Annotated in this window: 12 protein-coding genes; 1 reads left to right on the top strand and 11 read right to left on the bottom strand. The window is 60.2% G+C overall.

The features are described 5' to 3' along the window. Positions 1–90: 90 nt before the first annotated feature. From AWB69_RS17285 to ppsA, 3 genes are all read right to left on the bottom strand, one after another. Positions 91–1032, bottom strand: a complete 942-nt coding sequence (locus tag AWB69_RS17285; RefSeq protein WP_062086852.1) for an SPFH domain-containing protein — start codon at positions 1030–1032, stop codon at positions 91–93. A gap of 94 nt (positions 1033–1126) precedes the next feature. Then, a complete protein-coding gene (locus AWB69_RS17280; RefSeq protein WP_062086850.1) occupies positions 1127–1555 on the bottom strand; it encodes an NfeD family protein in 429 nt (142 codons plus the stop codon). Positions 1556–1664: 109 nt separating this feature from the next. Continuing rightward, a complete protein-coding gene (ppsA, locus tag AWB69_RS17275; RefSeq protein WP_062086848.1) occupies positions 1665–4070 on the bottom strand; it encodes a phosphoenolpyruvate synthase in 2406 nt (801 codons plus the stop codon). 644 nt (positions 4071–4714) lie between these two features. On the opposite strand from ppsA, the gene ppsR reads away from it, so the two are divergent. Next, a complete protein-coding gene (gene ppsR, locus AWB69_RS17270) occupies positions 4715–5533 on the top strand; it encodes a posphoenolpyruvate synthetase regulatory kinase/phosphorylase PpsR (RefSeq protein ID WP_062086846.1) in 819 nt (272 codons plus the stop codon). A gap of 101 nt (positions 5534–5634) precedes the next feature. Here ppsR and AWB69_RS17265 read toward each other — a convergent pair whose 3' ends face one another. From AWB69_RS17265 to bamA, 8 genes are all read right to left on the bottom strand, one after another. After that, positions 5635–6420, bottom strand: a complete 786-nt coding sequence (locus AWB69_RS17265; protein ID WP_062086844.1) for a TrmH family RNA methyltransferase — start codon at positions 6418–6420, stop codon at positions 5635–5637. A gap of 11 nt (positions 6421–6431) precedes the next feature. Further along, positions 6432–7157 carry a ribonuclease HII gene (rnhB, locus tag AWB69_RS17260; RefSeq protein ID WP_062086842.1) on the bottom strand — a complete coding sequence of 242 codons (726 nt, stop codon included), beginning with the start codon at positions 7155–7157 and terminating at the stop codon, positions 6432–6434. Then, complete coding sequence (gene lpxB, locus AWB69_RS17255; protein WP_062086840.1) at positions 7157–8323, bottom strand: lipid-A-disaccharide synthase; 1167 nt, start codon at positions 8321–8323, stop codon at positions 7157–7159. The genes rnhB and lpxB overlap by 1 nt, the downstream gene beginning before the upstream one ends. Before the next feature lie 11 nt (positions 8324–8334). Further along, positions 8335–9123, bottom strand: coding sequence for an acyl-ACP--UDP-N-acetylglucosamine O-acyltransferase (lpxA, locus tag AWB69_RS17250; protein ID WP_062086838.1), 789 nt, complete (start codon positions 9121–9123; stop codon positions 8335–8337). 81 nt (positions 9124–9204) lie between these two features. Continuing rightward, a complete protein-coding gene (fabZ, locus tag AWB69_RS17245; protein ID WP_062087046.1) occupies positions 9205–9678 on the bottom strand; it encodes a 3-hydroxyacyl-ACP dehydratase FabZ in 474 nt (157 codons plus the stop codon). A 108-nt stretch (positions 9679–9786) separates the two neighbouring features. Beyond that, positions 9787–10914 carry a UDP-3-O-(3-hydroxymyristoyl)glucosamine N-acyltransferase gene (lpxD, locus tag AWB69_RS17240; protein ID WP_062086836.1) on the bottom strand — a complete coding sequence of 376 codons (1128 nt, stop codon included), beginning with the start codon at positions 10912–10914 and terminating at the stop codon, positions 9787–9789. A gap of 16 nt (positions 10915–10930) precedes the next feature. Then, the gene (locus AWB69_RS17235) at positions 10931–11449 is read right to left on the bottom strand and encodes an OmpH family outer membrane protein (RefSeq protein WP_062086834.1); all 519 of its coding nucleotides are present in this window, start codon (positions 11447–11449) and stop codon (positions 10931–10933) included. A gap of 196 nt (positions 11450–11645) precedes the next feature. Further along, the coding region (gene bamA, locus AWB69_RS17230; RefSeq protein WP_062086832.1) for an outer membrane protein assembly factor BamA at positions 11646–13253 on the bottom strand (1608 nt) is incomplete at its 5' end.

The following is a 13253-nucleotide window of genomic DNA, read 5'->3' as shown; positions in this document are numbered from 1 at the left end:
TATCCAACGCAAAAAGGGCGCCGACCATATAAGTCGACGCCCTTTTTTGATTCGGCCGGCTGAATCAGCCAGCGGGTTCCACGTAAAACTTCAGCTCTTGCGGAGCACGCCGCCCGCCGTTCCGTCGCCCTTGATAATGCTCAGCGCCGACGCGATCATCGAACTCATCTCCGACAAATTCCCCGGCACGATCAGCGTATTACCCTGCTTCGCGATGTTCCCGAACGCAGTGACATATTGCTCGGCCACCTTCAGGTTCACCGCTTCCATACCGCCGGCGGTCTGGATAGCCGCGCCGATCTTCTCAATTGCCTGAGCATTCGCCACGGCCACCGCCAGAATGGCCGACGCCTCGCCTTCGGCCTGGTTGATCTGCGCCTGACGTTCACCTTCGGACTTATGGATGGCCGCCTCGCGCGCGCCCCACGCAATATTGATCTGCTCCTGCTTGCGACCTTCGGACGCAGCAATCACCGCCCGCTTCTCGCGCTCGGCCGTAATTTGCGCCTGCATTGCGTGCAGGATTTCCTTCGGCGGCGTCAAATCCTTGATTTCATAACGCAGCACCTTCACGCCCCAGTTCGCCGCGGCCTGGTCGAGCGACGTGACAATGCTGTGATTGATGTAGTCGCGTTCTTCGAAGGTCTTGTCGAGCTCGAGCTTGCCGATGACCGAACGCAACGTGGTCTGCGACAACTGCGTGATCGCGTAGATGAAGTTGCTCGATCCGTACGACGCCTTCATGGCGTCGGTCACCTGGAAGTACAGCACGCCGTCCACCTGCAACTGCGTGTTGTCGCGCGTGATACAGACCTGGCTCGGCACTTCCAGCGGAATTTCCTTCAGCACGTGCTTGTAGGCCACGCGGTCGACGAATGGCACGACGATGGTCAGCCCCGGCGTGAGGGTCGCGTGATACCGGCCGAGCCGCTCCAGCACCCATGCGTGTTGCTGCGGCACGATCTTGATCGTCTGCGCCGCAATCGCAATAACGATGATCAACAAAATTGCCCCGATGATAGTCACGTCCATCTCTACTCCTTGTTATGCGCGTGTTGCTTATCGATCTGCTTAGGAAAGCTCAAGCCCAGTCTTGCACCCGGTCGCAAGCCCGATTTCCACCCTCTCAGCGTGTTGCCGCCACCACCAGCGTGTTGCCGGAAAACGCCGTGATCCTGTAAAGATGCGCGCCTTCGGTCTCCCCCGGCGCCAGTTCAATGTCCCATTCCGCCCCGCGATACAGCGCCCGCGCGCGGCCCTCATGCCACTCATTCACCTTCAACGTCTCGCCGATATCCAGGTTCACGCCCGGATCATGCGACGCATCGCGCCGGGTAACGTGTCCCAGCTTCGAGCGCCGCAATACCGCAACGGCGATCATCGCCACCAATGCAGCCACGAGCAGCTCGATCTCCAGTCCCGCTCCCAACAAATGCGCGATCCCGCCCGCGATAAAACCGAGCGCCACCATCAACAGATAAAACGTGCCGGACATCAACTCGAGCAACACGAGCGCCCCGGCGCCGATCCACCAGAAAAGTCCGTTAGCAGCCATGCGTTTCCTCCAAACAAAAACACCCCGGAACGTCCGGGGTGTTATAGCACGCTTACTGTTTTGAAAGGTTGATATCCTTTCGATACAGCCACATGGTTCACTTATCGTGTTACTTATTCAAAGCCTTAGCCAGCGTCTTCCATGTGTCGATGATCGTGTCCGGATTCAGCGACATCGACTCAATGCCTTCCTTCGCAAGCCATTCGGCGAGGTCCGGATGGTCCGACGGGCCCTGACCGCAAATTCCCACGTACTTGCCCAGCCGCAGACAGGTTTCGATCGCGCGCTTCAGCATGAACTGCACAGCCGGGTCGCGTTCGTCAAAATCGACTGCGAGCAATTCCATTCCCGAATCGCGGTCCAGACCCAGCGTGAGCTGCGTCAGGTCGTTCGATCCGATCGAGAAGCCGTCGAAGAACTGCAGGAACTCTTCGGCAAGAATCGCGTTCGACGGAATCTCGCACATCATGATCAACCGCAGGCCGTTCACGCCGCGTTTCAGGCCGAACTTCCCGAGCAGGCCGACAACCTTCTCAGCCTGCGCCAGCGTACGCACGAACGGCACCATGATCTCGACGTTGTCGAGGCCCATCTCTTCACGCACCCTCTTCAGTGCGACGCATTCCATCTGGAAGGCTTCGGCGAAGTCCTCCGAGATGTAACGCGATGCGCCGCGGAAACCGAGCATGGGGTTTTCTTCGTCGGGCTCATAACGCGAACCGCCGATCAGCTTCTTGTACTCGTTCGACTTGAAGTCGGACAAGCGCACGATCACCGGCTTCGGATAAAACGCCGCCGCGATCGTGGCGATGCCTTCCGTCAGCTTGTCGACGTAGAACGCACGCGGCGATGCATGGCCACGCGCCACGCTTTCCACGGCCTTCTTCAGGTCGGCATCAATGTTCGGGTACTCGAGAATCGCCCTCGGATGCACGCCGATATTGTTGTTGATGATGAACTCGAGCCGTGCCAGACCCACGCCTGCATTCGGCAGATGCGAGAAGTCGAACGCGAGTTGCGGATTGCCGACGTTCATCATGATCTTGACCGGAATCTCGGGCAGTTCGCCGCGCTCGACTTCGGTCACTTCGGTTTCGAGCAGGCCGTCGTAGATCTTGCCTTCGTCGCCTTCAGCGCACGACACCGTCACCAACTGGCCTTCCTTCAGCACGTCGGTCGCGTCGCCGCAACCCACCACTGCCGGCACGCCCAGTTCGCGCGCGATGATGGCCGCGTGGCAGGTGCGCCCGCCGCGATTCGTCACGATTGCCGATGCCCGTTTCATCACCGGCTCCCAGTTCGGGTCGGTCATGTCGGCCACCAGCACGTCGCCCGGCTGAACGCGATCCATCTCCGACGGATCGTGGATCACGCGCACCGGACCTGCACCAATCTTCTGGCCGATAGCACGACCGGTTGCCAGAACGTTCGACTGGCCCTTCAGCTTGAAGCGCATTTCGGCCTTGCCCGCAGCCTGGCTCTTCACCGTTTCAGGACGTGCCTGGAGAATGAAGATCTTGCCGTCGCGGCCGTCCTTGCCCCACTCGATATCCATCGGACGCTGGTAATGCTTTTCGATGATCACCGCGTACTTCGCGAGCTGGATCACGTCTTCGTCGGTGATGGAGAAACGGTTACGCTGCTCGTGCGCCACGTCGACGGTCTTCACGCGGCCGGCTTCGCCAGCGCTCGTGAATTCCATCTTGATGAGCTTCGAGCCGATCGAGCGGCGGATGATTGGGTACTTGCCTTGTTCCAGCGTGGTCTTGAAGACGTAGAACTCGTCCGGATTCACGGCGCCCTGCACGACCGTTTCGCCCAGGCCATAGCTCGACGTGATGAACACGGCGTCCTTGAAACCTGATTCGGTATCGAGCGTAAACATCACGCCGGCCGCGCCCACGTCCGAGCGGACCATGCGCTGCACGCCCGCCGACAACGCGACCTCAGCGTGCGTAAAACCCTTGTGCACGCGATACGAAATAGCGCGGTCGTTGTAAAGCGACGCGAACACGTGCTTCATGCGATCGAGCACTTCGTCAATGCCGACCACGTTCAGGTAGCTTTCTTGCTGACCCGCGAACGATGCATCCGGCAGGTCTTCAGCGGTCGCCGAAGAACGCACGGCGAACGACAACTCGTCCGGCGAGCCGTTTTGCAGTGTGTCGAAGCCCTTGCGAATCAGTTCTTCGAGGCGCGGTTGCATCGGCGCGTCGACGATCCATTGACGGATCTCCTTGCCGGCTTCGGCAAGGGCTTTCACATCGTCTACGTCAAAGAGCTCGAGACGTTTGGCGATGCGTTCGGTCAGGTTGTTGTGATGAAGAAAGTCGCGAAATGCCTGCGCCGTGGTCGCAAAACCAGTGGGCACCTGCACGCCGGCTTCGGCGAGCTGGCTGATCATCTCGCCGAGTGACGCATTCTTGCCGCCGACAATGTCGACGTCGGTCATTCGCAACTGCTCGAATGGAACTACATACGCCTGGTCCTTTGCAACGTTAGCTTCGTTAGTCATGTAAGCCCCTAAGGTGGATGGAATTCACGATCATGCAAGTGGGCTCGAAGCGGCGGCGCTTATAAAGGGCGCGTACCGCAACCTGCATAACCTGTTTGATAAGCACATGCCGCATGTTTCGATCCACGCACCCCTTGGGGACGTAACGCGTCGTGCATCAATCAGATCTACGGAACGTGAGCCCTTCCAAAACCACGTTTCGACACTGAAAAACACGACTCCGAAACACATCGATTCCGCCTGAAACCACCCACAAAATCTACGTTCTGCCGCGAAAACGCACGAATAGACGCTAATTTTTGTGAATCGATGACTAAACGGCCGCAATTGCTTATCGAACAGGTTGCCGCTATTCTACCGTGCTAACTCTTGAAAATGTTTCATCGCGGGGCATAAAACCGCTGCGTAATGAGACCCTTCACACGTGCATGGTGTGGCGGCGCACATCGGGTGTTTTAGTGGTTGCTTAGTTTCAAGTTATTCGCCTGAACGCCGTGCGCAGACCGCCTTTGCCGGCCGCTTGCGTGAAGGGCTTTCGCGCCGATCCGTTGATCATCCCGTGAGTTGCGTTAATCGACGATACGACGATAATCACGGGCAGTTCGTTTCACGTCACTCACGTAATTTCACGCACTTCACGACCCATGCCGCCCACCGTATTCATCGTTTCCGATGGCACCGGGATCACTGCCGAGACATTCGCGCATTCGATCCTGTCCCAGTTCGACCAGAAATTCCGGCTCGTGCGCGTGCCGTTTGTCGATTCGACCGAGAAGGCGCATGCAACCATTGCGAAGATCAACGAGGCCGTGTCGCTCGATGGCCGCCGGCCGATCGTGTTCACCACGCTGGTGGACAGCGCGTCCAACGAAATCGTGCAGCGGTCGAATGCGCTGGTGCTGAACATGTTCCAGACGTTCATCGAGCCATTGGAACTGGAACTCGACATCAAGTCGACGCACGCCATGGGCCGCGTGCACCAGAACGCGGATACGGACGAATACAAGAACCGGATCGAGGCGATCAATTTTTCGCTGGCGCACGACGACGGCCAGTCGAATCGCAATCTGTCCGACGCCGATGTCATCCTGGTCGGCGTGTCGCGCAGCGGCAAGACGCCGACGTCGCTTTACCTGGCGATGCAGTACGGTGTCAAAGCAGCAAATTATCCGTTGATTCCGGAAGATTTTGAGCGTGGGCGCTTGCCGACACCGCTGCTTCCGTATCGGGAAAAGATGTTTGGCTTGTCGATCGATCCGCAGCGGCTGGCGGAGATTCGCAATGAGCGACGGCCGGGGAGCAAGTACGCGGCGCTGGAGAACTGCCGCTATGAAATCAACGAAGCCGAAGCGATGATGAAGCGCGAGGGGGTCAAGTGGTTATCGTCGACGCATAAGTCAATCGAGGAAATCGCCACGACCATCCTGCAGGAGATCCGGCTGGAACGGCCATCGTATTATTGATATCGGTTGGCACATAGGCGAAAGGCGTTTTCAACGAAGGTTGAAAACGCCTTTTTTGCGAACTCGCACGATGGCGATGGCTATCACGACTACCCGCACGACTACCCGCGTTGCTGCCGGCACTGCTCAAAGATGCAAACCGCGGCAGCCGCCGCCACATTCAGCGACTCCATGCCGCCCGGCTGGGGAATCGTCACCCGCAACGTCGCGTGATCGCGCCAGAATGGCGAGACGCCCGCACCCTCATTGCCCATGACCCAGGCCACGGGCCCGGACAAATCGGCATCGTAGATCGCCTTTGCGCCGTGCGAATCGGTGATCGTCACCCGCACCTCGGAAGCAAGCCGGGACAACAATTCCGCCGCTTCGACGTCCTCGTAAATGCCGAGCAGGAAATGCGCGCCCATACCCGAGCGCAACACCTTCGATGACCACGCATACACCGTCCCCGGCGCGCAAAACACATGCTGAATTCCAGCCGCCGCGGCGCTTCGCAAAATGGATCCGACATTACCGGCATCCTGGATGCCATCAAGAACCAGACACGTCTGGGTGATGCGCTCGGGCAGTAATGTCGCAACCTTCTCGACCAGCAACACCATTCCCACGCCATGCACGACACTCGATAGTTGTCCGAACAAAGCATCGGGTAACGTATAAACATGTGCTGGATCGATCCGCCCGGCGATCTGCCGCGCTTCCTCATGCTGAAGCGCGCCCTCGGTCACAACGCACGTCTCAGGCTGCCCCGCGGCATCAAGATAAGCACTCGCAAGATGCAGCCCTTCGAGCAACGCGTGGCCGCTGCGGCGCTGCTGTGCGGTCGAGCCGGCGAGCGCCTTCAGGCGCTTGTAAAGCGGGTTATCCCGCGAGGTAATGGCTTTCACTTGGGGAGAATTCAGAACGGAGGAGCGTCAATGCGCGGTTCCCCGGCAGCCGCTTCCAGCGCCCCGGCGGCAACAACCGGCAACGCCATGCCCAATCGCGCATGCGCTTCCCGAACAGGCGCAAACGAGCGCCGATGATGCTCGCAAGGCCCATGTTCAAGCAACGCTCTCAGGTGCTGCGGCGTGCCGTAACCGGCGTGGGCGTCGAAACCATAAACGGGGTGGACTTCGTGCAATTGCAGCAGCATCCGGTCGCGCGTGACCTTGGCGAGAATTGAAGCCGCCGAAATCTGCGCAATCAATGCATCGCCACCAATAACCGCCACTGAACGCATCGACAACTGGGGACACCGGTTACCGTCAATCTTCGCCACCGTCGGCGTGACCGACAGCCCTTCCACCGCGCGTTTCATGGCGAGCATGGAGGCATGGAGAATGTTGATCGTGTCGATTTCCTCGACCGTTGCCGAGGCCACGCAATAGGCCAACGCACGGTCGATGATCTTCTCGTACAGTTCCTCGCGCTTCCTGGCGCTCAGCACCTTCGAGTCGTCGAGTCCGCGGATTTTAGGTTTCGATGGATCGAAGATCACCGCCGCCGCGACCACCGGACCGGCCAGCGGGCCGCGCCCGGCTTCGTCCACGCCGCAAATGACGTCGGACGGCGTATCGACATCGAAGTCGAACCCGGGCTGCACCGAGCGCCGTACCGCGCCTTTCACGACGATCTTCGCCATTACCGCGGCCTCCTCGTTTCCAGCACCTGCGCCACGGCCTCCGCAGCACGTTGAGCCGTGTTCTGACGCAGCGCGTGGTGCATTTCCGTGAAGATTTCCGTCAGTGTCGCGCGGTTCGCATCGTCGTTCAACTGTTTCAGCGTAGCGTCGGCGAGCGCTTCGGGCGTGGCGAAATGCTGGAGAATTTCCGGCACGACAAACCGACCGGCCAAAATGTTCGGCAAGCCGACATACGGCAGATAACCCTGCCGCTGCATGATCTGACCCGTCAGCCAAGGCACCTTGTACGAGATGACCATCGGCTTTTTAAGCAACGCCGCTTCCAGCGTGACCGTGCCGCTCTTGACCAGGATGGCGTCAGCTGCGGTCATCGCGACCTGGGCCTTGCCTTCCGTGATGGTCAGGGCCAGATTCGGATGCGCGGCAACCAGCGGCTGCAACAACTCGCGCAACGCGGCGGTCGCTGCCGGCATCACGAAACGTACGCCGGGTTCGCGAAGCTGCATCAGCTCCATCGCGTCGAAAAACGTCGGGCCGATCAGCGCGATCTCCGAACGCCGGCTACCCGGCAACACGGCAATGATCGGACCGCCTTCCGGCAACCCCAACTCCCGGCGCGCACCTTCAACGTCGGGCACGAGCGGGATTTCATCGGCGAGCGGATGGCCCACGTACGTGGACGCAATACCCGCCTTTTCCATCAGCGCCGGTTCGAACGGGAACACGCACAGCATGTGATCGACGGCCTTGACGATCTTCTTGATCCGTCCGCCGCGCCACGCCCAGATCGACGGGCACACGAAATGCATCGTCGGAATGCCCGCCTCGCGCAACGCGTGCTCGAGACTAAAATTGAAATCGGGCGCATCGACGCCGATAAACACCGACGGCGGCTCCGCGAGCAGTTGCCGCTTGAGTTCGTTGCGAATGCCAAGGATCTCGGGGATATGCTTCAGGGCTTCGACGTACCCGCGCACGGTGAGCTTGTCCATCGGCCAATGGGCATCGAAACCGGCGGCCGTCATGCGTGGACCGCCAATGCCATTGAACTGCGTGCCGGCCGGCAAGCGCTCGTTCAGGCCCTCAAGCAGCGACGCGGCGAGCAGATCTCCCGACGGCTCACCCGCAACCATCGCAACGCGCAGGGGGGCGGGCGCCAGCGTCATTGGGCGCTCGGTCAACGGATGATGCCGCGCTGCGACGCGTCGATAAAATCGGCCAGCGCCGTCACCGGCGCATCACCGTCGCCGCCTGCGGAAGCGAGTTCGCGCAATTGCGCCTTCGCCTCTTCGAGCGTTGCGCCGCTCTTGTACAACAGGCGATACGCCGAGCGCAGCGCCGAAATAGCGTCCGCCGAAAAACCGCGCCGGCGCAGCCCTTCCACGTTGATACCGTGTGGCTCCGCCTTGTTGCCGGCGGCGATCACGAACGGCGGGATGTCCTGCACGAGTGCGGACGCGCCACCCAGCATGGAGTGCGCCCCGATGCGCACGAACTGATGCACGCCCGACATGCCGCCGACAATGGCGTAGTCGCCAATGATCACGTGACCCGCCAGTTGCGCGTTGCTTGACATGATGACGTTGTTGCCAAGCTGGCAGTCATGGCCCACGTGCACGTACGCCATGATCCAGTTGTCGTCGCCGATAGTCGTCACGCCCGTATCCTGCACCGTCCCCGTGTGAATGGTGGTGAATTCGCGGATGGTATTCCGGTCGCCGATCACGAGCCGGGTGGGCTCGTCCTTGTACTTCATGTCCTGCGGCCGGCCGCCGACCGACGCGTAGTGGCCAATGCGGTTGTCGCTGCCGAGGACCGTATGGCCTTCGATTACGCTGTGCGAGCCGATAGTCGTGCGCGCGCCAATCTGCACGTGCTGGCCGATGATCGCGTACGGACCGACCTCGACGGATTCGTCGAGCTGCGCGCCCGGCTCAATGATCGCGGTAGGGTGAATCTTGCTCATGCGCCCTCGCTTGGTGTTCTGTTGCTGAATTTGCCCTGCTTTGCCCTGATCTGCCGCGCCTCTCTTGGGACACGGCTGGCGTCACTTGGGGTCCGCGGCCGTGTTCTTCACGGTACACATCAGTTCGGCTTCGGCTGCCACCGCGCCGTCCACTTCGGCACGCGCGCTGAACTTCCAGATGCCGCGCATGTAGCGCTCGAAGTTCACGTTCAGGATCAGCTGGTCGCCGGGTTCGACCACGCGCTTGAAGCGTGCCTTGTCGATGCCCACGAAGTAATACAGCGTCGTTTCCGGATCGTGCGGCTCCTTTTCCTCGGCGAACGTCAGCAGCGCGGCTGCCTGCGCAAGCGCTTCGAGAATCAGCACGCCGGGCATCACGGGCCGCGTCGGGAAATGACCCTGGAAATACGGCTCGTTGATCGACACGTTCTTCAGCGCTTTGATGCGCTGATGCGGCACGAGTTCGAGTACACGGTCGACGAGCAGGATCGGATACCGATGCGGCAGCAACGTGAGAATCTTATGGATGTCTAGATTGATTTTTTCGGTGCTCATAGTCGTTCTGCTCGCGCGCTTCGCAGCGCGGGTGTTGACTGCGAAACCGCTCGCCAGGAAGCTATAAGCCAACAAGCGGTTTCGCGTGGGATAGCGGTTTTTACCGTCTTAATGCTTGCCTGAAGTGCTGTCCGGGATGGTATCCGGGGTGTCATCCGGCTTGGTGCCCTCGGACACGGCAGCTTCGAGCGTCTTGATGCGTTCGCGCAGCTTGTCCAGATTACGCACAATGGCAGCGCTTTTGTTCCAGTCCGCGTGACTCACGGCAGGAAATGCGCTGGTGTACATGCCCGGTTTCAGCAGCGACTTCGACACGCCGGACTGCGCCGTGACAATGACGTAGTCCGCCAGCGTCACGTGGCCCGCAATGCCCACCGCGCCGCCGATCATGCAATGCCGCCCAATGTTCGTGCTGCCCGCAATGCCCGCGCAGCCTGCAATCACGGTATAGGCACCGATCCGGCAGTTATGCCCGATCTGGACCAGATTATCGATCTTGACGCCTTCCTCGATCACCGTGTCGGCCATCGCGCCCCGGTCGATCGTGGTGTTCGCGCCAATCTCCACGTCTTGCGCCACGACCACCGCGCCGACTTGCGGGATCTTCACCCAGTTGCCGGTGCGCGCATCGCCTTCACCGACGAAATCTGCCGCAAATCCAAATCCGTCCGCGCCGATCACCGCACCTGCATGCACGATCACGCGCGCGCCAAGCTTACAGCCATGATAGACGGTCACGTTAGGGTACAGATGAACGTCGTCAGCCAGCTTCACGCCCCGGCCGATAGTCACGCCCGCATCCAGCTTTACGCGCTCACCAATCTCGGCGCCCGCTTCTACACTCACATGCGGCCCGATCACCGCGCTGGCGGCTACCTTTGCACCGGGATGAATAAACGCCGTGGGATGCACACCGGGTTCGACCGGCGGTGTTGCGAGGTCAATGAAAACCTGCGCGACGCGCGCAAAATAAGCGTAGGGATTCGCCGTGACGATAAAGTTACGCCCTTCCGGCGACGTCACTTTTTCCAGGTCCGCGGGAGAAATCAGCACCGCGCCGGCCTGCGTGCTTTCCACTTGGGGCAGATACTTCTGGTTCGCGAGAAACGCGAGTTGCGTAGGGCCGGCCTTGTCGAGCGGCGCGAGGCCGTTCACGCGATGCGCTGCATCGCCTGCTATGTCTCCGCCAAAGCGCCGTGTCAGTTCACCCAGTGTGATCGCGCTGTCTGATGCCATCCGCTACCGCTCCCGATCAGTTTGAACTACTGGCTGGATTGGTCGACAGGCTCGTCTGGTTCGCGGCCAGCGCCTTCAGCACCTGATCGGTGATATCGATACGCGGACTGACGTACACCGCCTCCTGCACGATCAGGTCGTAATGCTGCTGCTCGGCAATCTGCTTGATGACCTTGTTGGCCTTATCCAGCACGGCAGCAAGCTCTTCGTTGCGGCGCTGGTTCAGGTCTTCGCGGAACTCGCGCTGCTTGCGCTGGAAGTCCTGGTCGAGTTGCGACAAATCGCGTTGCTTGGCGGCGCGGTCGGCAGGCGCCATGGTGGCGCCGTTCTTGTCCATTGCGTCCGACATGGTCTTCAGACGCGCTGCCATGTCCTGCAACGCCTTGTCGCGCTTCGAAAATTCCTGTTCGAGCTTGGTCTGCGCCGCCTTGGCCGCTGCCGACTCACGCAAGATACGATCGGAGTTGACAGCTGCAATCCGGGTCTCCTGTGCCTGTGCCTTGGCCACGCCCATCAGGCCGAACGCCACAGACATGACAAGCGCTAACGCTATATGTTTCGAAAGCTTACCGGTTCGCAAAGTCTTCCTCACGTTACTTATTTACACCACGGACCTATCTTGCTCGATGAAGCAAGTCGCTGCACCAGGTCACCAGTTCAAGCCACTGCAGGGCCGCCCGGGTCCGCCGCAGGAGCGGCAAACCGGGGCACCCACGCGTCCCGATCGCGGTTTAGAACGCCGTACCGATCTGGAACTGGAACTTCTGATACTGGTCGCCGGCATGCTTCGTCACCGGGAAACCCAGGCTTAACTTGAGCGGACCGATTGGCGAGATCCACGCCAGACCGAAACCGTAACCATACCGCAGACCGTTCGCGCCCGTGCTGGTGCCGCCCTGACCCGGATCGCCCCAGACGTTACCGCCGTCGAGGAAGGTGAAGACGCGCAACGTGCGGTCATAACCCGTACCCGGCAACGGGAAGGTCAACTCGATGTTACCCACTGCCATGCGCGAACCGCCGATCGGGTCGCCCGTGGTCGTGTCACGCGGACCCAGCGAGCTCGGTTCATAACCGCGAACCGAGCCGATACCGCCGGCGTAGTAGTTCTTGAAAATCGGGTACGTCTGGCCCTGCAGGCCCTTACCATAACCGCCCTGCAAGTTAAAGCCGAGCACGAAACCGCGCGCGAACGAGTAGTAATACTGCGCCTGGGCATCGACCTTGACGTAGGTCGTGTTACCCGCCGGCGTGCCGTATTCCGCGTTCGTCTGCGTGTAATAACCACGGCTCGGGACCAGCGCGCTGTCACGATTGTCACGCGACCAGCCAACCGTCACCGGCACGTTGTTCACGACGCGGCCGAATTCCTTCACGTAGTCGATATAGCTTTGCGGCGTAGCAGAATCGATGTCGAGCGTGTTCTGCTCGACACCCGCGCCGAAGTACACCGTGTCCTGCTCCGAGAACGGAATGCCGAACTTCAGGTCACCACCGACGGTAACGATCTTGAAGCTCGAATTAGTGGAGTAATAGAGCGGCTGATACGTGCGGTAGTACAGGTCGGTAATACGCTTGATACCGTCAATGGTGAAGTACGGATCGACTTGCGTCACCGTCAACGTCCGGTACGTCTTGGCCGTATTGATGTTCACCGAGAGGCTGGTACCAGAACCGAACACGTTGTCCTGCGACACACCTGCTGACAACACCACCTTGTCCGTTGACGAAAAACCCGCGCCGAGCGTAATCGCGCCGGTCGGCTTTTCCGTGACCTTCACGTCCACGTCCACCTGGTCGTTCGTGCCTTCCACAGGAATGGTGGTCACGTCGACGTCGGTAAAGTAACCAAGACGGTTCACGCGATCCTTCGACAATGCCAGCCGGCTCGAATCGAACCACGAGCTTTCGAGCTGGCGCATTTCCCGGCGCACCACTTCGTCACGCGTACGCGTGTTGCCGACAATGTTCACGCGCCGCACATATACGCGGCGGCTCGGATCCACGTTCAGCGTCAGGTCGACGGTGTGATCGGCCTGATTGATCTGCGGCTGCGCGTTGACCTGCGCGAACGCGTAACCATATTCGCCGAGCTTGTCGACTATGGCCTTCGTGGTTGCCTGCAGCTTTTCGGCCGAGAAACGGTCACCCGGTTTGATCTTGATGAGCTTGGTCAGCTCGGCCTGGCGGTCGAGCAGATTGCCCGAAAGCTTGATCGCGCTGATCTTGTACGGTTCGCCTTCGTGCAGCGCGATCGTCAGGTACATGTCCTTCTTGTCGGGCGAGATGGACACCTGCGTCGAGTCGATGTTGAACTCGAGATAACCGCGATTCAGGTA

Origin of the sequence: Caballeronia udeis (assembly GCF_001544555.2) — a bacterium.
Classification (GTDB): Bacteria; Pseudomonadota; Gammaproteobacteria; order Burkholderiales; family Burkholderiaceae; genus Caballeronia; species Caballeronia udeis.
Note: the sequence above shows the minus strand (reverse complement) of the source record. Positions and strands in the feature narration are given on the sequence as shown.

Excerpts from the sequence above, each read along its gene's own strand:
- AWB69_RS17285 (WP_062086852.1), bottom strand. The coding sequence starts at position 1,032 with ATGGACGTGACTATCATCGGGGCAATTTTGTTGATCATCGTTATTGCG.
- AWB69_RS17280 (WP_062086850.1), bottom strand. The coding sequence starts at position 1,555 with ATGGCTGCTAACGGACTTTTCTGGTGGATCGGCGCCGGGGCGCTCGTG.
- ppsA (WP_062086848.1), bottom strand. The coding sequence starts at position 4,070 with ATGACTAACGAAGCTAACGTTGCAAAGGACCAGGCGTATGTAGTTCCA.
- ppsR (WP_062086846.1), top strand. The coding sequence starts at position 4,715 with ATGCCGCCCACCGTATTCATCGTTTCCGATGGCACCGGGATCACTGCC.
- rnhB (WP_062086842.1), bottom strand. The coding sequence starts at position 7,157 with ATGGCGAAGATCGTCGTGAAAGGCGCGGTACGGCGCTCGGTGCAGCCC.
- lpxB (WP_062086840.1), bottom strand. The coding sequence starts at position 8,323 with ATGACGCTGGCGCCCGCCCCCCTGCGCGTTGCGATGGTTGCGGGTGAG.
- lpxA (WP_062086838.1), bottom strand. The coding sequence starts at position 9,123 with ATGAGCAAGATTCACCCTACCGCGATCATTGAGCCGGGCGCGCAGCTC.
- fabZ (WP_062087046.1), bottom strand. The coding sequence starts at position 9,678 with ATGAGCACCGAAAAAATCAATCTAGACATCCATAAGATTCTCACGTTG.
- lpxD (WP_062086836.1), bottom strand. The coding sequence starts at position 10,914 with ATGGCATCAGACAGCGCGATCACACTGGGTGAACTGACACGGCGCTTT.
- AWB69_RS17235 (WP_062086834.1), bottom strand. The coding sequence starts at position 11,449 with ATGTCTGTGGCGTTCGGCCTGATGGGCGTGGCCAAGGCACAGGCACAG.